The sequence below is a fragment of the Phycisphaerae bacterium genome (assembly GCA_024102815.1).
Taxonomy (GTDB): Bacteria; Planctomycetota; Phycisphaerae; order UBA1845; family UBA1845; genus JAGFJJ01.
This window is the reverse complement of record JAGFJJ010000076.1, coordinates 181,371-204,458: the sequence shown is the minus strand read 5'-3', so window position 1 is coordinate 204,458 and position 23,088 is coordinate 181,371. Positions and strand designations below refer to the sequence as shown.

Here is a 23,088-nt window from a genome sequence, read left to right as displayed (position 1 = left end):
ATGGAGTTCAAAGTGGCAAAGTTATTTGAAACGAGCGCTTCGCTGACCGGCATGAATCGCTCGGCGGTGATCGATCTTCTCTACCGCCTGGCCGACGATGCCCTCATCATCGGTCATCGCGATTCGGAGTGGACCGGGCTCGCGCCCATTCTGGAAGAGGACATCGCGTTTTCGTCGATGGCGCAGGACGAGATGGGGCACGCCCTCATGTACTACCAGTTGCTCCACGAGCTGGGCGAGCCCGAACCGGATACACTGGCGTTCAACCGCCGGGCGCGGGATTTCAAGTGCTGTGGTCTGGTTTGTCTGCCGAATAAGCGGGATTGGGCATTCTGCACGGTCCGCAAGTTTCTCTTCGATGCGGCCGAGTCCGTTCGACTGGCGGCGCTGTCAGAAAGTGCTTATGCCCCCCTGGCGCAACTGGCTCGGAAGCTCCGCTCGGAAAAAAAATACCACCTGATGCACGATCGTGCATGGGTGGTCAAACTGGGCGAATCAACGGAGGACGGACGACAGCGGATGCAGAAGGCCCTCGACTTCGCCTATCCCCACGCCCTGGGCATGTTCGAGCCCACCGAAAGTGACGAACCCCTGGCACAGGCGGGCATCTGCCCGCGGGAGCGCGAGTTGTGCAGCCAGTGGGCGTCGGCCGTCGCCCCGGTACTCAAGAAAGCCGGGCTGCGCGTCAACGAGAACGCCCGTCCCGTTTACGGTGGGCGCGTGGGACGCCACCCGGAAGCGCTGGCCGAATTGCTCGAAAGCATGCAAATGGTTTACCAGATCGACCCTTCAGCCAATTGGTAGGATCATGGGCGAAGCAGGCAGGACATCATCGCCGACAACCGGGACAGGAAATTCTCCGCGTGTCATCCGCGCGTGGCAGGCCCTGGAGACGGTCGCCGACCCCGAGATTCCCGTCATCAACGTAGTCGAGATGGGGATGATCGCCGACGTGCGCGAATCCGACGCCGGCATCGTCGTCGATCTTACGCCGACGTTTGCGGGGTGCCCGGCGATCGATTTGATCCGCACCGAAATCCGCCGGGCGGTTCGGGACGCGGGCGAATCCGATGTCACGGTTTGCGTGGTGTTCGATCCTCCGTGGACGTCGGACCGGATCACCGAGGAGGGGCGGCAGAAGCTGAAAGACTTCGGTCTGGCCCCGCCCTCTGCCAAGTCCTGCGGCGGCCCGCAGGCGTCGGCGCTCGAGGCCGTCCCGTGTCCGCACTGCGGATCGGTCGAGACGGAGATGGAGTCACTCTTCGGCCCGACGCTCTGCCGCTCGATCCACTACTGCCAAGAATGCCGGCAATCGTTCGAGCATTTCAAGGAAGTCTAAGACCCGCACAACGTCGTACGCGCTTCCCCTTCCTAGCGCACCAGGGTCACCGGCTGATACACGAAATAACTCGAACCGGAGCCCGGGGCGGTGATTGCGGCATCGTCCACTACGAACGCAGGCTGGATGACCACCTGCTTTTTGCTCATGGGTCCGGTGAGCTTGACATCGAGGATGACGATTCCCGCAAAGCCCACCACCCGGAACTGAGAGTTGTTGCCGTTGCCGCTGACCTGGTCGAACAGCGGGATCGCCCGGGGCTGGCCGATGATCGAGGACAGGTCGTCTTTGATGCCGGCGCTGAGCCCGGTATCGCCGTTGACCATGACGTATCCGTCCGGGCCCAGTTTGAACTCCCCGCCGAACCAGGCCAGGTCCGCCTCGTTCGCGCCGGTGCGGATCTGCCGCGACAAATCGGACGTGCTGTTGTTCGGGGAACCGATGTCCACCGTGCCGAAGTTTCCGGGCGGAAGTTGGGTGCCGCCGCTTCCCGGGTAGAGGTTTAGCTCGAAGATGCCATCGCCCCCGGCCGCGACCGTTTCCGCTTCGGCGTCATGGGAGAAGTTGTCGCCCGTATTGAATGTTCCGTTGAGCAGGTCCAGCCAGACCTCCACGCGAAGCGCCAGCGGAAGGAGCCCGGCATTCCCCGTCGTGGGATCGACGCGCCAACCGACGACGCCGTCCTTGAACGTGGCCGTGGCCGTCGCAGTGACGTCGCCCGTGAGTCGCCCGAGGACCGGGGCGAAGAACAGGCTGATGGGGCCATTGACCGACGAATCGCGGCGCACGCGAACTTCAACGGAATTGAACTGGCTGGGATCGCCGAAGGAAATGGCCTCGTTGAGATTCAGCGGATTGAAAAGGTATCCGACGCGGACGTCCGATTCCCCCAACAGCGGGCTGACATTCACAACGTGATTGCGCGCCGCAAAGCTCGCCGCCTCGGTCTCGGCATGCGCGATCTCCTCGGTCATGTGCGGCGCACCCGCCAGCTTGTCGCGATCCAGGAGCTGGAGCGCGCCCGCAATCGCCGCGGCGTCGGCGGCATTCTGTGCTTCCGCCCGCCCCCGGTACAACAGACCGATGTCCACTGTAAACGCCGCAAATGCAAGCAGCGTAACCATGCAGACCGCAACAAAGACGCCGGCCGCACCGCGCCGACGATAATCCTGCGGACGACCATTTCCGCTGAACATCGCGCCAACCCTCCCGGAATGAGGACGACGCGGAGCCTTTGCATTTCCGACCCCGCGCGCCACCGAACTCATGCGACCTAGTCGCCGCCGTTTTCAAACACAACGGAATCGACATGAACGACCAGGACAGCACCGCTCTGCGTGATTCGCCGAACTTCCTTCAGGACGAGCCGGTCCACGCGATTTCCACCGAACGTCACGACGGAGTTGGCCTGCGAAACGCTGGTTCGATAGCCGTTAAGGTTCGGCAGAGATTCCGCGTAGCGCACCTGCATGTTGTGCGACGGATAACCGAAGGAACCCCACGTAGTGGACGTGCCGTCTGTGATCGTGAAGACGAGCTCACCGCCGTCGAGTTCGAGATTCTGCGTCCAGCGGATCGTCTCGGCCTCCGTGCTGAGGCTGACCGAGGCGAAGCTGCGCTCGTACACGTAGTCGTCGCCTTCCCAGATCTGCATTTCCACGCCGCCCGCGTCGAACTCGGGAAGCTCCCGATAATTCCACGTGACCTGCGTGTAGACGGAATCCAGATCGCCGACCGGCGACATGACCGTATGGAACTGCGGCGTGGTCAACGAACCGTCCGGCTCGTTGAGCACCAGCTCCCAGTCCTCCTCGACCCGCACGACCGGATCGGGAGCGGTCGCCTGGGTTGGAACCGGACCGACGGTCAAGGTCGCCAGAACCAAGGCCGCCAGTAACCCCCTGCATGCATAACGCCTGACTACTTTTTGATAGACTCTCTCCATGGCTTCTTTCTCCCCTGTTGAAATGACCAGTGACACGCGCCGGGTTCAGGTCGACGCCGCCCGCGCGTGGAGATCGCGCAAGCACCCTCCTCAGGAACGCCGACGAACAAGATGGCATGTGCCAAGTATGAGGTACGATATGCCGATCGGCAGGGCAAAAAAAACATGAGACAAGGTGAAAACGTATTGTCGCCCGCCCGGCGAGACGGAACACTCAAGTCACGCGTTTCCCCGCCCATACCGGGCGAAGGGCCATTTCAGGCATGTGCAGGGCTGCCTCTGGCACCCCCGCTCAGCGGACCGCTTTGCCTCAGCACGATCCGCCGATAATAGGCGATGAACAGGCAGGTGAACGGAATCGCCAGCAGCAGCCCCAGGAATCCCAGCAGCTTCCCCCAGACAAACAGGCCCAGCAGGATTGCCACCGGGCGCAGGCCCGTCGTCTTGCCCAGGATGCGCGGTGTGAGCACGGCATCCTGAAGCATCTGGACCACCGCGAAAACGGCCAACAGGAGGAGAACGGAGACCAGGAAGCTCGATTCATGCTCGATGGAACGCAGGACGGCCAGGATCAGTCCGGGAACAATGGCCACCGTTTGCAGGTATGGGACCATGTTCAGCAGCCCCACGAAGAGTCCAAACAATACGGCCATGGGAAGCCCGATAATCGAAAACCCCACGGCGAACAGCACACCCACCGTGGCCGCCACAACCGCCTGACCGCGGAAGTACTTGCCCATTACGTCGCGAAATTCCCCGGTGAACTCCACGATCGAATCGCGATAGCCCGGCGGCAGAAACGCCTCCCAGTCCCGGGCATATCCGGGGTAATCCAACAGGAGGAAGACCAGGTAGATGAGCACGATGACGATCCCGGTCGCCGCCAGGAGGATCTCCACGCCGAAGTTCAGCACCGTTATCCCGCCGGAAACAACCCGCCGGGCCATCTCCAAGACGAGTTGGCTGAACTCCGCCGAACCGGTGTATCGGATGCCCGCCTCCAAAGCATGTCCGATGACGGTTCCGCTGATCGCTTTCTGCAATTCGGCGAGTCGTTCCGGCCGCGGCTTCTCCCCCGCCGATGCCCGGTATTCGTGCCAGCCGGTGAGCAGCTCTTTCCAACCCAGCGTCGTTTTGGCTTGGGTTTGATCCACGCCTTCGCCAGCCGGTCCGCGTTGACCGCCGGGCACGGATTCCTCCCCCGAGACCGTCGCTGCCGACGCGGCGGCGGGGAGTGACGCCGCGAAGTCGTCCCGGAGTTTGACCAGGTCCCGCTGGAATCGCGAGAATTGCTGCAACCCCAGGGGCACCACGACCGCCAGCACCGTGCAGACCGCCACGGCCACAATGGCCAGCGTCAACGCCACCGACAATCCCCGCCCCGCCCGGCGTTCGAAGAGGTTCACCACCGGATTGAGCAGGTATGCCAGGATCACCGCCAGTGCAAAGGGAATCAGTACGTCGGATAAGTAGCGCAACAGAAAGAACAGTCCGGCCAGAACCAGCCCGGAAATGACCAAACGGACAACGCGATCGAATGTGTACGGTTTCGATTCCGAGGTCACGGCACGCTCCCGGTCCGCCGAACGGGCCCATTGCACACGGATCGAGGCTGTTTGGCAATCGTTGGCGGTGGTTGACCGGATCGCCACTGCATGTATAGATCGCAAAATCGGAGCCGGAACCCGCAAGCCCACGCCAGCAGAAGGCGAAGTCACGTCATGAAACGCCATTTCACAATCCGGGCGTGCACGAAGTGGATCGTTTTCCTTTGCCCCTTGGCGACGCAAGGCCGCGCACAAGCCGGGTTCGATCCCTCGGGCGATTACCGAATCTCGCTGACCCGGGTCCGGCGTATCGAAGCCAGGCTGTCCACGGCGATTCGCACGCCGAACCTGCAACCGGCCGAGTGGATCATTGAAGCTACCATTCCTCCTGAATTGCCTATCCAGCGTAACATCGACCTGAATGTGGCTGCATACGGCAAAGAGCTGACCGAGCAGCCCATCGAAGAACTCAGTGACCTGCACCGACGCGTTCTACTCGTACGAGTCCCTCAACCGGAGAGTGGTGAACCTGCACTTCATGTAACGCACTCGTACACCGCTACGCTTTTCAAGCGACAGCTCGTCCGGGGCCGACCACTCGCGCCTGTATCCGATCTTGATGAGGAAACACGCAAGTTATTCCTCCGGTCTACGCCCACGACAGATTGGGACGTCCCCGCTTTCCTGTCGTGGCTGGATCGCGCCGGACTGAGAGCCAGGAAGGACGAGCGGGATTTGGCCTTTGCCTACCGTGCTTTCCGCACCTTGGCCCGCGATGGCCGGTATCAACCGGATCCCCCGCACCGCCGCCCGTCTGAAGTCTGCCAGTCTGGCAAGACCGACTGCGGAGGCTTTTCCCTGCTCCTGACGGCCGTGCTCCGAGCGAACGGCGTTCCCTCACGAACGCTCTGGGGCCGGTGGGCCAAGTCGCAAGACGGTAGCTACGGCCAATGGCACGTGACCATGGAATTCTTCGCCCGGGGAATCGGCTGGGTCCCGGTGGAACTTACCGGGGCGATTACCTGGAAGGGAATCGACATCGATAGTTGTTTCGGTCGGGACGGCGGCGAATTCATTGCGTTTCACGTCGACCCGGACCTGATCATCGACACCGGTCCCTTCGGGCGCCAGCCCGTTCCCTGGCAGCAAGGACCCGTCTGGTGGGTCCGAGGCAAAGGAACCACGGCCGGGGCTGCTCTCGAAGACCGCTGGGTCGTGCACGACGTTCCCTCCAAACCGTAGCGAGCGTCCAACTGCAACGCGCACGCAAGAACGCCCGGAGCCGACACATACCGTTTTCGTTCCACCACCCTTTCAACTATAATACCGGTCGGACTGCGCCACCCTTCCGCGGCGAGGCTCCGCGAAGCCGGGTGGGACGTTCACTCGCAGGGCCCCGCCGTGGGTGTAACCGGGCGGGTTTCTCCGGCATTTTCCATGATCGATCGTTCTCTGATTCGCAATTTCAGCATCGTGGCCCACATCGACCACGGGAAGAGCACCCTGGCCGACCGCATCCTCGAACACACCGGTGCGGTCACCAAGCGGGAGATGCGCGCCCAGTTCCTCGACGACATGGATCTCGAGCGGGAAATGGGCATTACCATCAAGGCCAACCGTGCCACCGTCGAGTACAAGCACGGCGGCAAGGCCTACATGCTCAACCTGCTGGACACGCCGGGCCACGTCGACTTCCACTACGAGGTCTCCCGGGCGCTGGCCGCCTGCGAGGGCGTGCTCGTGCTCGTCGACGCCACCCAGGGCGTGCAGGCCCAGACCGTGGCCAACGCCTACCTGGCCCTCGAAGCCGACCTCGAAATCGTCGTGGTCATCAACAAGATCGACCTGCCGGGCGCCTCCCCGGAGGATGTCGCCCTCGAGGTCGAGCAGGTGCTCGGCCTTGACGCCTCACAGGCCATTTTCACGAGCGCCAAGACCGGGCAGGGCATTGATGAACTCCTCCAGGCGGTCATCCACCGCATCCCCCCACCCAGGGGTGACCGCAAGGCCCCCCTTCGGGCCCTCATCTACGATGCCAAACCCGACGTCCATCGCGGGGTCATCTGTCACATGCGTATTTTCGACGGCACGTTCAAGCGTGGCGATCACGTCCGGCTGATGGGGGTCGAGCGGGAGTACATCGTCACAGAAGTCGGCAAGTTCGCCCCGAAGGCCAAAGCCGTGGACTCGCTCAGCGCCGGAGAGGTCGGCTACATGGTCGCGGGGATCAAGACGCTCGCCGACGTGAACATCGGCGACACACTGACCCACGTGTCCCGCCCCACCGATCACGCCCTGCCCGGCTACCAGCCGCCGCAGCAGATGGTCTTCTGCGATTTCTACCCCGGCGTTGGCAGCACCACCGAGCAGCTTCGCGAAGCGATGGAGAAGCTCTGGCTGAGCGACAGCTCGTTCACCTACCAGACCGTCGGCTCGGACGCCCTGGGCATCGGTTTCCGCTGCGGTTTCCTCGGCCTGCTGCACATGAAGATCATCCAGGAGCGGTTGGAACGCGAGAGCGACGTGGCCGTAGTCCAGACCGCCCCCACCGTCACCTACGAAATCCTCATGACGGATGGCGAGGTCATTCGAATCGAGTCTCCGGCCGATCTGCCCGAGATGACCCGCGTCGAGGAAATCCGCGAGCCGCACATGCGTGTGCAAATGATCGTCCCAGCCGACTGTGTGGGGACGGTCATGCAGCTCAGCCTGGAGCGCCGCGGACGGCAGGTGAAGACGGAATACCTGTCCACGACACGGGTCATGCTGACCTATGACATGCCCCTGGGCGAGATCATCTACGACTTCTATGACAAGCTGAAATCCTGCACGAAGGGCTACGGCACGGCCGACTACGAACTCGTCGGCTTCGAGGCCGGCGACATGGTCCGCATGGACATCCTCGTCAACGGCATGCCCGTAGACGCCCTGTCGGTCATCGTCCATCGCGATAAGGCCGTGCACCGCGGTCGCAAGCTCATCGCCAGGCTCAAGAAGGAGATCGACCGCCACCAGTTCGAAATTCCGCTCCAGGCGGCTGTCGGGGCGAAAATCATCGCCCGGGAGACCATCCGCGCCTTCCGCAAGGACGTCACCGCCAAGTGCTACGGCGGCGACATCACCCGCAAGCGCAAGCTGCTGGAGAAACAGAAGGAAGGCAAGAAACGCATGAAGATGGTGGGCAACGTCTCGATCCCGCAGGAGGCGTTCATGTCGATCCTGAGCCCGGATGACGACTAGAGCTGGCGAGCCGCCGGCGCTGGTTGGCGCGATGTGTTCCTGGCTTCAGGTCGAGCGAGGCGAGGTTGGCCATGAAAGCGAAGGTCCCACCGCCGCCCGACGTATTCGCCTGCCTCGAGCATCTCGCCGACGAATACAAGTCCATGCCGTACGATGACCTGGATCGGCTGGCCGAGCAGCACGCCGCTGATGGCTCAGAACTGCATCGCGATGTCAACTTCCAAGGTCAGACGTACGACGCCCACATCCAATTCGGCCAACTCGGCCTTCCATTGCCCCGGCGCATCGGCGTCGAAATCGTCGTCTGGGGCGAAGGCGGGGGGAACTGGACAACAACGCCGTGCATCTATTTTGAACGCCACGCCTCTGGTCGGATTCGGGACTTTCGAGGTGAGAAATGGAAGTTGTATGCGATGATGCTGCTTGCCGTTATCGCTGCGATCTCCGCGATGGTCACTAAGCTCGTCGGGTTTTGGTGAGACGAGAGGTTGTCGCGGCGACTAATCGAACTCGCCCCAACTCATGGATGACAATTCCAAAAGGACGCTTCCCACGCCTCGCCCGCTCAACGTCATCCTCTACGCCCTCGACAGCCTCCGCGCGGACCACGTCCACGCCTTTGGGTACCCACGGACCGTGTCGCCCAACCTCGACCGCTCCGCAGCCCGCCTCGACGAAACGACGCTCGACGCCGAAACCGAGCGCAAGGTGATGCAGCATCTTCGAGCGCTGGGCTACATCGAGTAGCGCGGAATCCAAGCGCCGCCTTGCGATTTGAATCTCCCGTCCCGATTTCGTAAGCTGAGCGCCGGCTCCATAGGGTGATCAGTCGATTCCCGAAGGAGCTCGACACGGGCCGGAGGACAAATCATGCCACTTCAGAAGTGTGCGCAGTTATCGGCGATCGGTCTGATCGCGCTGTGGGGAGCTTGTACACCGAGTCTGCCTCCCGATATCGGCAGCAACACTAACTCGAATTTCAACACCAACGACAACACCAATGCCAACGACGGGATGACCGATCCCAACCAGAACGACAACGATTCGATGACGCCGGACGAACCGCAGCCCGCGCCCGACGCCCTGCCGGATTTCTCCCTCACGGACGTCAACCCGGCCTCCGCGCGCACGCAGCAGCCCGTCTCGCCGCGCGACTACCTCGGTCAGGTCTCCGCGTGGTACTTCGGCCACTCGACGTGAGGGTACTGCCGAAGCCAGTTTGGCTTCCTCAACCAGATGCAGATGGAACTCGACGCGATCGACACGGCCATCCCCATCAACATCCTCGGCGTCAACGAGCGCGGCCTCGAATCCGGCAACGCCGGCATGGTCGAAGGGCGAACGCTCCCCTGGCTCCAACCGCCCGCCGATCAGGACGTCTGGACATTATGGCAGGTGGAATACCGCGACGTGGTCATCCTCGGACCGGGCAACGAGCACATCACCTCGTATAACCTGACGGTTTACGACCTGGCCGATCCGGCCAATTGCGAAGAATTGAAGGGGCTGCTCCTGGAGGCGGTAGAGTAAGCTGGCCTCGCACGGCTCATGAAGGACGGTCAGCGTGCCCGAGCTTTCCTGGCGTGAACACGGGAGTGGATGGGAATCGAACCCACCAGATGCCACGTTAATGACACCTCAACGGCTTTGAAGGCCGCGGGACCCACCAGGCGTCCGGACACTCCCTCGGACCGGGAACTGTAACCGACGCACCCGCCGTCGCCAACGAGCCGCACCGCGCGCCCGTCGGCTGCCACCAGAGGCCGAGCCGCCCGAAGGGCACTTCAAGAACCACCCCCGGCCGCGTCAACAAGAAAGCCCTTCACGCCACCAAAGCGCAAAGGGCTGTTGTTCATTTCATCGACATCGCGGAATCCGGGATTCCGCCCGAGTCGTCGCCCTGTCGACGTTCGCTTCAGGGCACGCTCATCGGCGAGAGGTTGTCGAGGAAGCCCTCCAGCTTCCGTGCCCGGACCGGGTGCTGGAGCTTGCGGATGGCCTTGGCTTCGACCTGGCGGACGCGCTCGCGCGTGACCTTGAAGATCTTGCCGACTTCCTCCAGCGTGTACGTGTAGCCGTCGCCGATGCCGTAGCGGAGCTTGATGATCTCCCGCTCGCGGTAGGTCAGCGTCTTGAGCACTTCCTCGACGCGGTCCTTGAGCATTTCCCCGCCGGCCTGACCCACCGGGTTCTCGGCCGAGCCGTCCTCGATGAAGTCGCCGAAGTACGAATCCTCGCTCTCGCCCACCGGACGATCCAGCGAGATCGGATGGCGCGAAATCTTCAAGACGCGCCGCGCTTCGGAAACGGGCATCTTCGCCCGCCTGGCGATTTCGTCGATGGTCGGCTCGCGGCCCAGGTCCTGAAGCAGCTCCTTGCTGATGTTCCGCAGCCGGCTCATCGTCTCGATCATGTGCACGGGAATGCGGATGGTTCGCGCGTGGTCGGCAATCGCCCGCGTGATCGCCTGGCGAATCCACCACGTGGCATACGTGCTGAACTTGTACCCGCGCTTGTACTCGTATTTGTCCACCGCCCGCATGAGACCCGTGTTGCCTTCCTGGATGATATCCAGGAAGCTCAGGCCGCGGTTTCGATACTTCTTCGCGATGCTCACCACGAGCCGCAGGTTGCCCCCGGAGAGCTTCCGCTTGGCATCCTCGTACTCGGAGAACACGCGCTCAATGGACTTCAGCCGCTTGCCGAGGCTCTCCGACTTCTCCAGGCAGAGGCTCTCGATACCCGCCAGCTCGTCCTTCATTGCGTGGAAGTCCTCGTCGGACAGCGTGCGCTTCTTCTGCTGATTGGCGAGCCGATGCTCGATCTCCACCATCTTGCGGTGCAGGCCGCGAAGTTTCTTCATCAGGGGCTGAATGCGGCTCGTGCGCAAGGAGAGCTCCTCGAGCAGCTTGGAGACCTTCCGCCGCGTGGAGCGCATTTCCGCCTCGACGGCGCGGCGCTCGCCCACCTTTCGGGTCTGCAACACACGCTGCCAGGCCTCCTCATTGCGCTTCATGAGCACGCGCACGGTCTCGAGGTTGACCGGAATCCGCGCCCCGATGCGCGACTTGGCCGCGTGTTCCGAAGTTGAGATCTTCATCGTGCGATCGAACGGCAGCCGCCCTTCATGCACCTGCTGGAGAATGTCCACCGCCAGCGTCGCACAGTAATCGCTCTCCAGGACCTTCTGCCGGAATGCCATGCGCGTCAGCTCGATTTTCTTGGCCAGGCGGATTTCCTCCTCCCGCGTGAGCAGGGGAATCTCGCCCATCTGCGTCAGGTACATCCGCACCGGATCGTCGATGCGCTTGGCCCCGACTTCCGCCACGACGGCTTCGATATTGAGGTTCTCTTCGTCGTCGTCGCCGGATGCCGAATCGGCGGACTGCGGCTCTCCTTCCGCGCTGCCGCGAGCCTCGGCCCGGGCCTCGGCGCGCTTGCGCTCAAAGCGCCGAGCGTCCGCATCGTCCAGCGTCTCGATCTTCTCGTCCTCGAGGCGCATAAGGATCAACTCGAGCTGCGTGGGATCAACGGCCTCGTCGGGGAGGATACGGTTCATCTCCTCCCAGGTGACGAAGCCCCGTTTCTTTCCCAGGCGCATCAGCTCGGCCACCGCCGCCTCGATGGGGCTTTCAATCTGCCCGACTGCCTCAATCATGCCTGCTCCACCACTTTGGAATCCGGCGCAGCGGGATCAATCCGATCCGGGCCGGGTACTCGCGGGTGCGATGACGCCAGCCGCATTCCTGCGAAATGCCGCCGCGATCGCAATCCCTCGCTCAGGTTCGTCAACCGAACGCGCTCCTCGTCCGCGTTCCCATTTCCGTTCAGCAGCTCACGCTTGTCCGCCTGGATCGCCAGGCGCCGGCGCTCGTCGTTGATCTTGTCCAGCGCCACGCGCAGCCGCGCCGCATAATTCGCTTTTTCCAGGCCTCGCTCGGCCAGTTCCGCCAATCGCACGACGTCCGCCGGATCGTCGCAGCGAATCAGCACGTCCTGAAGTCGAAACTCTCCCAGGTCCGTCGCCGCTCCTCGGATTGCCGAGAGCAAGCGTCCAAACTGGACGTCCTGCGGCGCGGCCGTAGAGAGAAAACACTCGATCTCCGAAAACAAGCCGGGCTCCGCGAGGACCACTTCCAGAAGCTGCACCCAGCCGTTGCTATCATCGCTTCTATCCCCATCGCGGACGGATCCCGCGTCCCTGTGAACGGAAGCAACGTCTCCACCCGCCGCCGCTCGCCGCGAGTGGCGACTCAGCAACGCCGAGACCTCGCCCGCATCGATTTTCAGGAGATGGCTGACCTGGTTGACGATCAGCCCTCGTTGAATGGCATCAACGGCCCCCCCGGACCAAACCTCCCCGACCGTCTGCAGAAAACGCTCCAGAGCCTCGCGACGCCCGGCGTCCGACGCGTTACCGTCGAATCGCGCATGCGTCGCCGACCATTTGAATCTTAGCGCCTCGACCGCACCGTTCAACACGTCCGAAAAGCGCTCCGCACCGCACGACAGCACGAAATCCGCAGGGTCCTTGCCTTCCGGCACCTGTGCCAGCGACACGCCCAGGCAGCGCGGCAGCGCCACGCCGATGGCGCGGTCGGCGGCGGTCTCGCCCGCCGCGTCCGAGTCGAAGACAATCACCGCCTGCTCGCCGAAACGCCGGAGCAGATCAACCTGCCAGGGCGTCAGCGCCGTTCCCAGCGTCGCCACTGTTTCCGTGAAACCCGCCTGGTGAAGCAGCATGCAATCGGTGTAGCCTTCGACCAGTACGGCCCGCCCCTTCGTGCGGATGCTCTCCCGTGCAAGATCAATGCCATAAAGCCCCCGTCCTTTGTCGAACAGGAGCGTCTGTCTCGTATTGATGTACTTGGCGGGATCATCCCCCAGCGTCCGGCCGCCGAATCCCAGCACGCGCCCCCCCGCGTCGCGAATGGGAAACATCAGACGATTGCGGAACGTCGCATATACACGGCCTTGCTCGCTGGTGCGAAGCAGGTCCGCCGCCAACAGCAGCTTCTGCGAGAACCCGGCCTTGAGTGCCGCATCAATCAATCGCTGGCCATCGTCGACCGAGAGCCCCAGTGAAAACGACTGCGCCGTTTCGCGCACGATGCCGCGGCGTTCCACGTATTCACGTGCCGAACGACCGATATCGCTCGACCATAGCTGGCGCGAGAAAAGCTGCTGCGCCCAGGCATTAACGCGAATCAACTCCGGACGGCCGATCTCGCTGCTGCCACTGCGGCGCGACTCTTCTTCGATGCGCACGCCCGTACGGTCTGCGAGCAGGCGCATCGCATCGACGAAGGAAACCTGTTCGCGCTCCATGACGAACGAGAAGAGGTCGCCGCTCTTCCCGCAGCCGAAGCACTTGAAGATGCCCAAGTCCGGATTGACCGTGAAAGAGGGTGTTTTCTCGTTGTGGAAAGGGCAGAGCCCGACCCAACGTCGCCCGCTGCGACGCAGAGACACGTGCTCCCCCACCACGTCGATCAACGACGCGCGGTCGAGGATTGCCTGTTTTGCTCGTGCCAGACCGCGCAAGTGCGAAACACCCAACCCGACCGCTACGCCGGCCGGAACCAATTGCCGAACGACGTTCGATCAGACGGACGATAAACTGTAAAGCGAAAAAATCAACTGGGAATTTGCCAGCATGATGAAGAATCCGGGTGAATTATAACCCATGATTCCCGGACGGTCAAATAATCGACCGCGGGACGGACTCCATATCTGCATCCCGACCCGCCTCTGTGAAATGCACTTAGTAGCCCACCGCGAGGCGCTGCCCGCCGCTGTACCCGAGGAAGTTCAGGAAAACCTCCTGCGGCAGTACTGGGATCGCCAGGTTGTTGGCCGTTGTTACGACCCGCTCATAGCGATCCACGGCCTCCTGCATCCGCCGCGCCCGCTCCGCCTCTTCCGCCGACGGGTTGATGGTCGTTCGCGGCTTGCGCGGCTCAGCACCAAGAACCACGAAGTCGGTCAGCGCCGTTGGCTCGCTCACGAGCTTTCCGCCCCAGTTTTCGATCAGTGCCTCGATGATATCCGCGCCATTCGGATCGGGTGTGCCGTCGTGGTCCAGATCGAACGCCCCGGCCACGGCGAAGCTTAACGCTCGATCCGCGTCGTACACCGGATTGGCGATCAGATCTCCCTCCAGAACTACCTGCCGCGGGTCGACCCAGACCTTGCGACACTCGGCCGAGGTGTCCTCCATCGAGACGACCTCGATTCGCGCCTTGCCCCGACCGCTCGCAGGAATCCCGTCCTCCGCCGTGTAGACAGTGAATTGCAGTCCCAGCGTCAGGCGGTCCTTCCGGCCGAGGTTGATGTAGACGACTTCGTCTCCCGGAATCGCTGTCAGCACCATTCCGTCGGGCTTTCGCGCCGTTCCCAGCTCTTCCGGCCGGACGAGGAGCTCGCTGAACTTCGCCTGCTGCGCCCGAAAACGCTCCTGAAGCTCCCGATTCTCTTCCTCCAGTGTCGCGCGAGACTGGCGAACCTGGGCCAGGACCGTGTCGTTCTGCTGCAGCCGCTGCTCGAAGTCGCGCTGAAGCTTGTCCTTGGCTTCCTGCTGCTCGCGGCGGAACGCCGCTCGGCTCGTTTCCACTTCCTCTACCTGCCCGGCCATTTCCTGGGCGCGCTTTTCGAACTCGGTCTTCTGCGCCAGGTTGGTCTGGATCTGCTGGTCGACCTGCCCTTCAAGCTCCGCCACGCGATTTTCAGCCGCGGTGCGGGCGAGCTGGCTCGACTTCAACGATTCATAGAGCTTGCGGCTGACCTGAAGCAGGGACAGCCCGGCGTACTCGCCGCTGTCGGGCGTGACCCTGTCGCGCTCGATCATCTTGACCAGCTCGTCGCGCTTAGTGCGAACGGTGGCCACGTTGTCGCCACCCTCGCCGCCTGTCGCGATCTCGGCCGTCTGGCGGCGGGCGTCCTCGAGCAGGCCCGCCAGCGTGGGACCGCCGGGCTTGGCCTCCTGGAACTGCGGTATGGCGTTGCGCTGGCTGCTGGTGATCAGGCGATCAACGTCATCGCTGAGCCGCTGATTCTCGTTCTTGAGCTCTTCCTGGCCGGTGTACAGGACGACCAGAAACACCGTGGACGTAAGCCACAGGGCCACGAACACGATCATCCACACCGTAATGGCGCCAACGCCCTGCTGCACCTTGGCCATTCGAATGCGCCTCCGCTACGTCGTTGGGGGGAAACAACCGTCCCTGGGCATGCCGCATGCGCGTTCGGTGCACGGACCATCCATCGCGGCGGGTGCTCGCGCCCGCCGGCCGACCGGACGCCACTCCCACGGGAAGCGGATTCCCGGGCAAGACGCCGGCCACACGAAGTACCGAACGCTCCAACCCGCGAATTGTGGGCAGGAAAGAGGGCGTGTCAAGGTTCCGTCTGGGGGCTGGGAGGACGCATGAGCCCGCTCCCAGAGCGGATTCTGCTCGACGGGGTGGGCAACCTGAATTCATTGGTTGAAGCCGGGGCGATGCGATGGTCCACGATTGCCCCGGCCGGTCGCACTACCGGGAGCATAGATTTCACAGAGTCCCTTCCGCAAAGCGCGAGCGCCCTGCGCACCATGGGCATATGTCCAATTGGTAAAGGCCCGAGGGCTCCGCGCCAACGTGGCGCGGGGCAAAACATGTCCACTTATGAGAGGAAGGACAATGAGGACAAAGATCTTGAGGAAAGGGGCGAGTTTGCTCATGGTCACGCTAACAGTGCTGCCGCAGCAGCTCGGCTGCATGGGCCCCATGCGGAGAATCGAGATCGGACCCGATCAGGTGGTGATCGAGTTCTACCAAGACGAGCCCACGGTCCCGCCGCAGGAGCCGCAGCCCCAACCGCCGCAGCCCCAGCCGCCTCAGCCAGAGACGCCGGGGCAGCCGGAAAAGCTGACCGAAGTCGGTGACGATCTACCATACATCGACGCGGTGCTGGCCGAGCGTGGCATCGTCGATTATGACATGGTGGCTGAGGCACCCAGCGACCCACTGGTAACAGCCTACGAGCGCGGCGGTTTCAGGGCTTCGGTACGCTTCGTGTCGCCGACCCTCCAGCAAATTTTCGACCGTGAGGAAGGCCTGCCGGAGAAGGCAGTGATCGCGGTTGCCATGCCGGCCGAGGTAACGTTGCCGGCGGGCGACGGCGTCAAGTTCGGCGTCCTCGATACCGGCATAAGCACCAGCGACGGCAGGCCCATCAAACAGGTTCTTCTCATGGGCCGTCTGGACGATCTTCGGGTCTTTCTGACCACGGCGCTGGGGGCCAAGACCCTCTGGGCCGAGGGTACCGATCGGGATACCCGTGAAGCCAAAACCATCAGCGTCGACCTTGCGACGATGCGCGTTATGGAAGTCGTGGATACGGTAGACTTGGCGGCGGAGGCACAGTTGGAGCGATGACCAAGCGGGCACTACTGCTGCTGGTACCGGCTTTACTCACGGCTGGGTGCGCCAGCCTCTCGGTGACGCCGTGTCGCATCACGACTGACAGCCTTCCCGTCGCGCGATTGGTGAGGGCCGAAGACTCTCCAACAGGGCGAGGCATTGGTTTCACCGCGTTTGCCGTGGGGACAACGCCAACAGGCACACTGATCATGAGCGCGCATCACTACCAGCATGATCATGACGGTGCATGGCTTGGTGACACACGGGTCAAGCTTGTCGCTCAAAGCCGCTCGGCGGGAGAAGACGTTGCGTTCTCTGACTGGGCGAGCTTCGAGCAAAGCCGCTCAGCGGGAGACGTTGCATTCTCTGACTGGGCGTGCTTCGAGTATCCCGGAAAGGCGCCGATTGTTCCTGTTCGCGTGGACCCGGACCTGGCTCTCGCGCCCGGTGACACGTTCTTTGTCGCCGGGTTCCCCAAGTGGGGTGGGTGTGTGATGGTTCGCTGCAGGGTCGTGGCGCCGTGGGCGCCGAACCTCCCTTTGGGGGTAGTGTACGCCGTGACAAGCTATAGAGGTCCCTTGGAGGGTATGTCCGGCGGACCGGCAGCGGTAAAGGGTCCCGATGGGCAATGGACCGTCTTTGGCAACCACATGGCTACAGTGAAAACACCCAGGTATGGAGGCAAAGGCGGTGAATGGCTGGCCTCGTTGCCACTCGTTGGCAAGCTGTTTTTCGAGAGGAAAGCGCTCATGATCGGGAGATTTCCCACGCCTGCGGAGTTGGGATTTCCTTAGTGCCGCCGTTTGAGGATTGCGCCTTCGCGTGGCGGGGCTGGTCGAGGGCTCACGGGCCTTGGTTTCGAATACCATGCCCCGCCACGTGCGGCGATTTGCTTATCCTGCGGCTTAAGTCCGGTTGTCGCGGAGTGCAATTCATGCTGGGTTCTGAAAGGTGTCTGTCATGGATCGACATCTTGTCGCCGTCGTCATCGGCGCCGTTTTTTGCATGCAGGCAAGGACTGGAGATGTTCCGCAGAAAACGGGCGCCGGTCCCGCAGGAAACCACGACCTCACTCGGTCCATCGCCGTCGTCGGAGCGAGCGTTTCCGCCGGTTACGGCTTGCCCGCAGAAAGTTCGACTACGCTGGCCGAAGTTGTTGGGGCATACGTTGGGCACAGGGTTCAGGATTTCTCGACGGCAGCGATGTTTCTCGACCCCGCGGGGTGTCGAGTTCGGCAACTCGGGCAGGTTGCGGACGCAGCGCCGGCCCTGGTGATTGGCGCCGACTTCCTTTTTTGGGATGCCTACGGAGACGCGCAGGGAGAAGGCGAAACCAACCTCACCCTACTCGACTCGGCACTGAACGAGCTCGACATGCTGCTTAAGCGCTTCGGTAAGCGGGCTCCGACATTTCTACTTGGGGATATTCCGGATGTCGGCCCGCAGTCCGGGCTGGACAGACGGTTTATTCCTACCAAGGAAACCTTGCGGCTCGCGAATGACCGGATTAGAGAATTCGCTGAAACGCACCCAAGAGTGCAGATTATCCCGGTTGCGCGAGTATATGCGGTGGCCCAATCCCCCACAGGCAGGCTATCGATCGGCGGTCATACCTGGGAGGGATCACAACTAAGTGAGCTCTTTCTACCCGATGCCCTTCACCTTTCGCGTGAGGGGTTGATCGTCATTGGATTCCTCTCGTTACAGCAGCTCATCGAGGACGACCTTATCCGGGAAGACCAAGTCTTGGCTTCTCTGGAGGAACTGCGGGCGAAGCTGAGTTGTTTTAGTCCACCCCACACGAACCGCGTGCCTGAGAAACGTGGATTCCGGCTTTCGCCGGAATGACGAAGTCGAACCGCAGCACCATCACCAGGCACGCAAACGCGGCCCGCCACTCGCCAGGATTGTCCGCACGGCGGACCCTACTCCCTATTGCCCGTTGCCTACTGCCTGTTGCCTTCCCCCACAATCAGCTTCTCGAACTCGCTCAACCCTTCGGCATCGGTCAGCGGGCCGGTGTCGAAGCCGTTGAGGAACTGGTTCAGCAGGCGGTCGGCGTCGCCGGTCAAGTCTTCGGGGCGGGCGTCGCGCAGGGACTCGAATTCCGCGCGCGGGCCGATCCGCATCACCCGGCCCTTGTCGAGCATGACCATGCGGTCCGCGATGCGAAACGCCGAGTCCATCTCGTGCGTCACCACCACGCTCGTCACGTGCAGCTTCTTCGACAGGTCCATAATGAGCCCGTCGATGGCCGTGGAGGTCACCGGGTCGAGCCCGGCCGAGGGCTCGTCGTAGAAGAGAATCTCCGGGTCGAGCGCCGTCGCCCGGGCGAGCCCCGCCCGCTTCTTCTGCCCGCCGGAAAGCTGCGCGGGGCTCTTGTCGCGGTGGGGCAGCATCTTCACCTGCTGCAGCTTCAGCGCCACGACCATGTCCACCACGTCGGGATCGACTTCGGAATGCTCCAGCAGCGGTAAGGCCACGTTCTCCGCCACGGTGAGCGAGTTGAACAGGGCCCCGCTCTGGAAGAGGATGCCGAACCGCTTGCGGATTTCGTTGAGCTGCGGCTCGTCCATCTCGCAGATGGACGCACGCTCGGGGATGCCCTTGAGGCGGTAGCGGATCGATCCGCCGTCGGTCGGCAGTTCGCCGATCAGGCAGTTGAGCAGCGTGCTCTTGCCGCTGCCGCTGCCGCCCATAATGACCAGCGTCTCCCCGCGATGGACGTCGAAACTCACATCGGCGAGCACCACGGCCCGCCCGCCCGACGCCGTGGGAAACTCCTTCCGCACGTTGCGGACCTCGATGACCACGTCCGAAGGTGACGACTTGGTGTCACTCATGCCTGCCGGCGCTCTTCATTCACAGTTCCACATTCCGCATTCACAATACTGCCTTCCGCCTACAGTCCGAACGCATAGAACACGGCCGTGAACACCGCGTCCATGCCGATGATCGCCACAATCGATTTCACTACGGTTGCCGTCGTCGCCCGCCCGACGCCCACCGCACCGCCGCTGACGGTCATGCCTTCGTGGCAGGCGATCAGGCAGATGAGCCCGCCGAACACGCCGGCCTTGATCAGACCCGTGACGTAGTCCTTCACCACCAGTCCTTCGCGGGTCAGGTCGAGATAGGTCTGCGGGGCGATGTCCAGCACGAGCCACGAGGTGAGGAACCCGCCCAGCACGCCGACAATATTGGCGATGACCGCCAGCCCGACGATCATCACCACCGTCGCCACGAAGCGGGGCACGACCAGGAAGTGCACGGGGTTGAGCGCATGGGCCCGAAGCGCTTTGATCTCCTCCGACTCGACCATCGCCCCGAGCTCGGCCGCGATGGACGCCCCGGCGAACCCGCTGAGCACGATCGCCGTCAGCAGCGGGCCCAGCTCGCGCACCATGGCAATGGCCACGATCTGCGCCACGCGATCGAGCTGCCCGAATCGCTGAAGTGTCGGGGCCATTTGCAGTGCGAGAATGCAGCCCATGAACGACGCCACGAGCACCACGATCCCGATGCTCTTGACGCCCACGCGAACCATCTGCTCGGCGATCGCCGCCCGGCGCAGCTTCACGCCGGGAACGAACAGGCCTCGCGCCAACCACGAGATTGTCTCAGCCAGAAGGAGCGTCATGCCTCCTACGCGGCGGAACTGGTCCGAAGTCGAATTGAGGAAGTTCTCGGCGGCCGCGCCTATGGAGTAGAAAAACCGGCCTGCGGCGTGTGAAGGGCGATCCTCATCCGGCGTGAGCGGGCGATCGCTCATCCGCGCAGGGCCTCCTCCTCGGTGGCGTAGATCTTGAAGAACTGATCCATGCGCGTGACCTCAAAGACGCCCTGCACCGGCTCGACAACACCCACGAGGTCCAGCCGCCCACCCTCGCGCCGCATCCGCTTGTAGATTTCCAGGAGGGTACCCAGACCGGATGAATCCATGAACGTGACCGCGGAGAGGTCGACAATCATCCGTTGCGGGCGTTCCGCGGCAAGCTCGACCAGCGCGGCATGAAACTCCGGCGACTGGTCCCGGGCGATGTCCCCACCCGCCCGGACCACCACCGTGTTTCCCTTTCGATCGATAGAGCGTACCGCGTCGGTCATGGGGCGCTTGCGCCAATAGAAAAAGAGCAGTTTATGGGGCCGAATTCTTCGCATGACGGGCATTGGATGCCCCGGTCCCGCCGGAGGATTCAGCCTGACCCCGGCGTTGGTCGTTCTCCTTCAGGTACGTACGCCACGCCGCGACCGCCGCCTGCCGCTCGGACCGGTCCGACTCCGGGCGGTAGGCGAACCGCTGCCCGGTCATTCTCTCCAACGCCACGATGGCAAACAGCCGCACCGCCGGGTCGTCGTCCTCCAGCCGATTGACCAGCGAGGGAAGAAGATCACGGCGCTCGCGGTCGACCGCTTCGCGCATCGCCCGAATTCGGACGGCCGGGTCGTCATCTGCCATGCGGACTCCCAGCTCCCGGCGGTCCCCGCAAGACGGGATAAGCAATAGCGCCGTCGCGAGGCCGAAGACGACAAGGATGCCGCGTTGCACACCGCGCCGGCGATCATCCGCGCGAATCCGATCGATCGCCTCGGTCATGCCCGACAATATACGCAACGCCGTCGCCGGCGAACATGGGCGCTCGTCCCCTGGCAACACTGGGAGCTGCGATGAACGCCTGTTAATCGTGAGCAGGCTCGGTTGAACTGCCGCCGGACGGCCACTAGAATCGGTGCCCGGTTGTCCGCGATCCGACCGACCCCGGATCGCAGCCGTCGCCGGACGGCACCTGAGCCCACGGTTTTCAGCAGACCCGCGACTACGCACGCATGGCCAAGCTACGCAAGAAACTCGGTGAAATCCTGGTTGGGTGGGGCGTTGTGACGGAATCGACCGTCACGGAGGCCCTGCAATACGGCATGGAGCACGGCAAACGCATCGGCGAGGCCCTGCTCGAGCTAAACGCCTGCGGTGAGGACGACGTTTACAAGGCCCTGGCCTCGCAGTTCGGCTGGGAGTTCATTGACCTCGACAAGCGTAAGGTGGACAAGGGTTCCCTCGAGCTCATTCCCGCCAAGATCATTGAAGACTGCATGGTCCTGCCGCTGGAAATCGAGGGCGACCGCCTCAAGGTCATCATGACCGATCCGCTTGATCTTGAGACAATTGATCTTCTGAAGTTTCGCTTGAACAAAGAGATTGTCCCGACGCTCGCCCCGTTTTCCAAAGTCAAGCGCTTCGTGGACAAGTTCGTCAGCGTGGACGGCGACGTGCTTTCCAAGACGATGGCCAGCATCGACCAGGAAGCTCCGCAGTCCGCCGAGGATGCGCTCAAGAAGCGAGAGGATGACGAAGACGCCGACGCGCCCATCATTCGCCTGGCCAATCTGATCATCACCGAGGCGGTGCACTCCCGGGCCAGCGACATCCATATCGAGCCCATGGGCGACCGCGTTCGCGTGCGCTACCGCATCGACGGCGTCTGCCACGTGCGCGATGACATCCCCAAGAACATGCAGGCCGCGGTGATGACCCGCCTGAAGATCATGTCGGGCATGGATATCGCCGAGCGCCGCGTCCCGCAGGACGGGCGAATCAAGATGATCATCGGCGGGGGCAAAATCGACTTCCGCGTCAGCGCCTGCCCTGCCTACCACGGCGAGAGCGTCGTCCTGCGTATTCTGCGCCCGGAATCAGTGCAGATCGGTATTCCGGCGCTGGGCTTCGCCGAGGATGACTACCAGCGATTTCTCGACATCATCAAGCGTCCCAACGGCATTTTCCTGGTCACCGGGCCGACGGGGTCGGGAAAGACGACGACGCTGTACGCAGCCCTCCAGGAACTGAACAAGTCCGACCGCAAGATCATCACGGCCGAGGATCCGGTGGAGTACAACTTCACGGGCATGAACCAGTGCCAGGTGCGCGATGAAATCGGACTGACCTTCGCACGCGTGCTGCGGGCCATGCTCCGCCAGGCACCCAACATCATCCTCGTGGGCGAGATTCGAGATAAGGAAGTTGGGGACGTAGCCATCCAGGCGGCGCTTACCGGCCACCTCGTCTTCAGCACGCTGCACACCAACGACGCGCCTTCGGCAATCACGCGTCTGATCGACATGGGCATCAAGCCGTTCCTGGTGGCCAGCGCCATTCAGGCGATCATGGCCCAGCGTCTCGTCCGCGTGATCTGCTCGGAGTGCAAGACGGTCGATCCCAATCCGGACCCGCGCACCCTCAAGGTGCTCGGATTCAAGGACGAGGAACTGGCCGGCAAGACGATCTACAAGGGCGCCGGTTGCAAGCGCTGCCGGGGCTCGGGCTATCGCGGCCGACTGGGCATCTTCGAGATGCTCCTGATGAACAATGAAATACGCGACCTGGCCTTCAAGAAGTCCACGGCCAGCCAACTGCGCAGCGCGGCGCGGGCGTCGGGCATGCGAACGCTCCTCGAAGACGGCAAGCTGAAGATTCTCTCGGGCGTCACCACGCCGGACGAGCTTGTCCGCACGACCCAGGCGGAAGGCGTCGTGGTCGCGGCATAGCGAAGCGGGATGGAAGGGCGCCGCCGATGGCCGCGCCGTTGGATTCGCATTCACCGGTCCGATCGGATCGCA

22 protein-coding genes and 1 tRNA gene are annotated in these 23,088 nt (G+C 62.9%); 12 read left to right on the top strand and 11 right to left on the bottom strand.

Features of this window, described 5'->3' with window-relative positions; translation table 11 throughout:
- The first annotated feature begins 51 nt into the window (after nucleotides 1–51).
- A complete protein-coding gene (gene paaC / locus J5J06_19425; GenBank protein ID MCO6439268.1) occupies nucleotides 52–804 on the top strand; it encodes a phenylacetate-CoA oxygenase subunit PaaC in 753 nt (250 codons plus the stop codon).
- A 4-nt stretch (nucleotides 805–808) separates the two neighbouring features.
- Entirely contained in the window at nucleotides 809–1,339 is a 531-nt protein-coding gene (gene paaJ / locus J5J06_19420; GenBank protein MCO6439267.1) for a phenylacetate-CoA oxygenase subunit PaaJ, read from the top strand.
- Between the two features lie 32 nt (nucleotides 1,340–1,371).
- On the opposite strand, the gene J5J06_19415 is transcribed toward paaJ, so the two are convergent.
- The 3 genes from J5J06_19415 to J5J06_19405 all read right to left on the bottom strand — a co-directional run bounded on the left by J5J06_19415 (nucleotide 1,372) and on the right by J5J06_19405 (nucleotide 4,849).
- Nucleotides 1,372–2,535, bottom strand: a complete 1,164-nt coding sequence (locus J5J06_19415) for a hypothetical protein (protein ID MCO6439266.1) — start codon at nucleotides 2,533–2,535, stop codon at nucleotides 1,372–1,374.
- Between the two features lie 77 nt (nucleotides 2,536–2,612).
- Nucleotides 2,613–3,284, bottom strand: coding sequence for a hypothetical protein (locus tag J5J06_19410; protein ID MCO6439265.1), 672 nt, complete (start codon nucleotides 3,282–3,284; stop codon nucleotides 2,613–2,615).
- Between the two features lie 257 nt (nucleotides 3,285–3,541).
- A complete protein-coding gene (locus J5J06_19405) occupies nucleotides 3,542–4,849 on the bottom strand; it encodes an AI-2E family transporter (protein ID MCO6439264.1) in 1,308 nt (435 codons plus the stop codon).
- Nucleotides 4,850–5,005: 156 nt separating this feature from the next.
- Between J5J06_19405 and J5J06_19400 the strand changes: the two genes are divergently transcribed.
- From J5J06_19400 to J5J06_19375, 6 genes are all read left to right on the top strand, one after another.
- Nucleotides 5,006–6,073: a transglutaminase domain-containing protein gene (locus tag J5J06_19400; protein ID MCO6439263.1), complete on the top strand. Its 1,068-nt coding sequence runs from the start codon at nucleotides 5,006–5,008 to the stop codon at nucleotides 6,071–6,073.
- A 195-nt stretch (nucleotides 6,074–6,268) separates the two neighbouring features.
- A complete protein-coding gene (gene lepA, locus J5J06_19395) occupies nucleotides 6,269–8,071 on the top strand; it encodes an elongation factor 4 (protein ID MCO6439262.1) in 1,803 nt (600 codons plus the stop codon).
- Between the two features lie 71 nt (nucleotides 8,072–8,142).
- Nucleotides 8,143–8,550, top strand: a complete 408-nt coding sequence (locus J5J06_19390; GenBank protein ID MCO6439261.1) for a hypothetical protein — start codon at nucleotides 8,143–8,145, stop codon at nucleotides 8,548–8,550.
- Between the two features lie 43 nt (nucleotides 8,551–8,593).
- Nucleotides 8,594–8,818 carry a hypothetical protein gene (locus J5J06_19385; GenBank protein MCO6439260.1) on the top strand — a complete coding sequence of 75 codons (225 nt, stop codon included), beginning with the start codon at nucleotides 8,594–8,596 and terminating at the stop codon, nucleotides 8,816–8,818.
- Nucleotides 8,819–8,941: 123 nt separating this feature from the next.
- A complete protein-coding gene (locus J5J06_19380; GenBank protein ID MCO6439259.1) occupies nucleotides 8,942–9,271 on the top strand; it encodes a hypothetical protein in 330 nt (109 codons plus the stop codon).
- Nucleotides 9,272–9,313: 42 nt separating this feature from the next.
- Nucleotides 9,314–9,601 (top strand): hypothetical protein, encoded by a 288-nt coding sequence (locus tag J5J06_19375; GenBank protein ID MCO6439258.1) that lies wholly within the window; start codon nucleotides 9,314–9,316, stop codon nucleotides 9,599–9,601.
- Nucleotides 9,602–9,661: 60 nt separating this feature from the next.
- Here J5J06_19375 and J5J06_19370 read toward each other — a convergent pair.
- From J5J06_19370 to J5J06_19355, 4 genes are all read right to left on the bottom strand, one after another.
- Nucleotides 9,662–9,757, bottom strand: a tRNA-Sec gene (locus tag J5J06_19370).
- 229 nt (nucleotides 9,758–9,986) lie between these two features.
- A complete protein-coding gene (gene rpoD, locus J5J06_19365) occupies nucleotides 9,987–11,729 on the bottom strand; it encodes an RNA polymerase sigma factor RpoD (protein ID MCO6439257.1) in 1,743 nt (580 codons plus the stop codon).
- Complete coding sequence (gene dnaG / locus J5J06_19360; GenBank protein MCO6439256.1) at nucleotides 11,726–13,615, bottom strand: DNA primase; 1,890 nt, start codon at nucleotides 13,613–13,615, stop codon at nucleotides 11,726–11,728. The genes rpoD and dnaG overlap by 4 nt, the downstream gene beginning before the upstream one ends.
- A 220-nt stretch (nucleotides 13,616–13,835) precedes the next feature.
- Nucleotides 13,836–15,251: a hypothetical protein gene (locus J5J06_19355; protein MCO6439255.1), complete on the bottom strand. Its 1,416-nt coding sequence runs from the start codon at nucleotides 15,249–15,251 to the stop codon at nucleotides 13,836–13,838.
- Nucleotides 15,252–15,789: 538 nt separating this feature from the next.
- Here J5J06_19355 and J5J06_19350 point away from each other — a divergent pair.
- The 3 genes from J5J06_19350 to J5J06_19340 all read left to right on the top strand — a co-directional run bounded on the left by J5J06_19350 (nucleotide 15,790) and on the right by J5J06_19340 (nucleotide 18,321).
- Nucleotides 15,790–16,488: a hypothetical protein gene (locus J5J06_19350; GenBank protein MCO6439254.1), complete on the top strand. Its 699-nt coding sequence runs from the start codon at nucleotides 15,790–15,792 to the stop codon at nucleotides 16,486–16,488.
- Nucleotides 16,485–17,267 carry a hypothetical protein gene (locus J5J06_19345; protein ID MCO6439253.1) on the top strand — a complete coding sequence of 261 codons (783 nt, stop codon included), beginning with the start codon at nucleotides 16,485–16,487 and terminating at the stop codon, nucleotides 17,265–17,267. The genes J5J06_19350 and J5J06_19345 overlap by 4 nt, the downstream gene beginning before the upstream one ends.
- 166 nt (nucleotides 17,268–17,433) lie before the next feature.
- Nucleotides 17,434–18,321, top strand: a complete 888-nt coding sequence (locus tag J5J06_19340) for an SGNH/GDSL hydrolase family protein (GenBank protein MCO6439252.1) — start codon at nucleotides 17,434–17,436, stop codon at nucleotides 18,319–18,321.
- A gap of 98 nt (nucleotides 18,322–18,419) precedes the next feature.
- On the opposite strand, the gene J5J06_19335 is transcribed toward J5J06_19340, so the two are convergent.
- Genes J5J06_19335 through J5J06_19320 form a run of 4 tightly spaced genes read right to left on the bottom strand, consistent with a single transcriptional unit; the run spans nucleotide 18,420 to nucleotide 21,070 of the window.
- Nucleotides 18,420–19,316 carry an ATP-binding cassette domain-containing protein gene (locus J5J06_19335; protein ID MCO6439251.1) on the bottom strand — a complete coding sequence of 299 codons (897 nt, stop codon included), beginning with the start codon at nucleotides 19,314–19,316 and terminating at the stop codon, nucleotides 18,420–18,422.
- 59 nt (nucleotides 19,317–19,375) lie between these two features.
- Nucleotides 19,376–20,245, bottom strand: a complete 870-nt coding sequence (locus tag J5J06_19330) for an ABC transporter permease (GenBank protein ID MCO6439250.1) — start codon at nucleotides 20,243–20,245, stop codon at nucleotides 19,376–19,378.
- Complete coding sequence (locus tag J5J06_19325; GenBank protein MCO6439249.1) at nucleotides 20,242–20,580, bottom strand: STAS domain-containing protein; 339 nt, start codon at nucleotides 20,578–20,580, stop codon at nucleotides 20,242–20,244. The genes J5J06_19330 and J5J06_19325 overlap by 4 nt, the downstream gene beginning before the upstream one ends.
- 31 nt (nucleotides 20,581–20,611) lie before the next feature.
- Entirely contained in the window at nucleotides 20,612–21,070 is a 459-nt protein-coding gene (locus J5J06_19320) for a HEAT repeat domain-containing protein (protein ID MCO6439248.1), read from the bottom strand.
- A 230-nt stretch (nucleotides 21,071–21,300) separates the two neighbouring features.
- On the opposite strand from J5J06_19320, the gene tadA reads away from it, so the two are divergent.
- The gene (gene tadA, locus J5J06_19315) at nucleotides 21,301–23,016 is read left to right on the top strand and encodes a Flp pilus assembly complex ATPase component TadA (protein MCO6439247.1); all 1,716 of its coding nucleotides are present in this window, start codon (nucleotides 21,301–21,303) and stop codon (nucleotides 23,014–23,016) included.
- Nucleotides 23,017–23,088 lie beyond the last annotated feature (72 nt).

Excerpts from the sequence above, each read along its gene's own strand:
- paaC (MCO6439268.1), top strand. The coding sequence starts at position 52 with ATGAATCGCTCGGCGGTGATCGATCTTCTCTACCGCCTGGCCGACGAT.
- paaJ (MCO6439267.1), top strand. The coding sequence starts at position 809 with ATGGGCGAAGCAGGCAGGACATCATCGCCGACAACCGGGACAGGAAAT.
- J5J06_19415 (MCO6439266.1), bottom strand. The coding sequence starts at position 2,535 with ATGTTCAGCGGAAATGGTCGTCCGCAGGATTATCGTCGGCGCGGTGCG.
- J5J06_19410 (MCO6439265.1), bottom strand. The coding sequence starts at position 3,284 with ATGGAGAGAGTCTATCAAAAAGTAGTCAGGCGTTATGCATGCAGGGGG.
- J5J06_19400 (MCO6439263.1), top strand. The coding sequence starts at position 5,006 with ATGAAACGCCATTTCACAATCCGGGCGTGCACGAAGTGGATCGTTTTC.
- lepA (MCO6439262.1), top strand. The coding sequence starts at position 6,269 with ATGATCGATCGTTCTCTGATTCGCAATTTCAGCATCGTGGCCCACATC.
- J5J06_19390 (MCO6439261.1), top strand. The coding sequence starts at position 8,143 with ATGAAAGCGAAGGTCCCACCGCCGCCCGACGTATTCGCCTGCCTCGAG.
- J5J06_19385 (MCO6439260.1), top strand. The coding sequence starts at position 8,594 with ATGGATGACAATTCCAAAAGGACGCTTCCCACGCCTCGCCCGCTCAAC.
- J5J06_19380 (MCO6439259.1), top strand. The coding sequence starts at position 8,942 with ATGCCACTTCAGAAGTGTGCGCAGTTATCGGCGATCGGTCTGATCGCG.
- J5J06_19375 (MCO6439258.1), top strand. The coding sequence starts at position 9,314 with ATGGAACTCGACGCGATCGACACGGCCATCCCCATCAACATCCTCGGC.
- rpoD (MCO6439257.1), bottom strand. The coding sequence starts at position 11,729 with ATGATTGAGGCAGTCGGGCAGATTGAAAGCCCCATCGAGGCGGCGGTG.
- J5J06_19355 (MCO6439255.1), bottom strand. The coding sequence starts at position 15,251 with ATGGCCAAGGTGCAGCAGGGCGTTGGCGCCATTACGGTGTGGATGATC.
- J5J06_19350 (MCO6439254.1), top strand. The coding sequence starts at position 15,790 with ATGGTCACGCTAACAGTGCTGCCGCAGCAGCTCGGCTGCATGGGCCCC.
- J5J06_19345 (MCO6439253.1), top strand. The coding sequence starts at position 16,485 with ATGACCAAGCGGGCACTACTGCTGCTGGTACCGGCTTTACTCACGGCT.
- J5J06_19340 (MCO6439252.1), top strand. The coding sequence starts at position 17,434 with ATGGATCGACATCTTGTCGCCGTCGTCATCGGCGCCGTTTTTTGCATG.
- J5J06_19335 (MCO6439251.1), bottom strand. The coding sequence starts at position 19,316 with ATGAGTGACACCAAGTCGTCACCTTCGGACGTGGTCATCGAGGTCCGC.
- J5J06_19330 (MCO6439250.1), bottom strand. The coding sequence starts at position 20,245 with ATGAGCGATCGCCCGCTCACGCCGGATGAGGATCGCCCTTCACACGCC.
- J5J06_19325 (MCO6439249.1), bottom strand. The coding sequence starts at position 20,580 with ATGACCGACGCGGTACGCTCTATCGATCGAAAGGGAAACACGGTGGTG.
- J5J06_19320 (MCO6439248.1), bottom strand. The coding sequence starts at position 21,070 with ATGACCGAGGCGATCGATCGGATTCGCGCGGATGATCGCCGGCGCGGT.
- tadA (MCO6439247.1), top strand. The coding sequence starts at position 21,301 with ATGGCCAAGCTACGCAAGAAACTCGGTGAAATCCTGGTTGGGTGGGGC.